The organism is Isoptericola croceus (assembly GCF_029382255.1).
Taxonomy (GTDB): Bacteria; Actinomycetota; Actinomycetes; order Actinomycetales; family Cellulomonadaceae; genus Isoptericola; species Isoptericola croceus.
On sequence record NZ_JARLLG010000292.1, the window covers coordinates 1 to 270 of the forward strand.

1 pseudogene is annotated in these 270 nt (G+C 53.0%); it reads left to right on the forward strand.

The window, feature by feature from the left end:
• A pseudogene (locus PZC42_RS24710) lies at window positions 1-270 on the forward strand (tyrosine--tRNA ligase); the annotation flags it as partial.

A 270-nucleotide genomic window follows, 5' to 3' on the forward strand; every position in this document is an offset into this window, starting at 1 on the left:
GGGGAACATTACGTCGGGGATCGACCTGATTCACAAGGTTGAAGGCAGCGACACCAAGGTCTTCGGGGTAACGATTCCGCTGATGCTCAAGGCTGACGGGACCAAGTTCGGTAAGACCGCCGGGGGGGCCGTTTGGCTTGATCCCGAAAAGACCTCGCCGTACGAATTCTACCAATTCTGGTTGAACCAAGATGACCGCGACGTTGTGAAGTACCTCAAGTACTTCACCTTCTTATCCCAAGAAGAAATCGCCGGCTTAGAAGAAAAGGT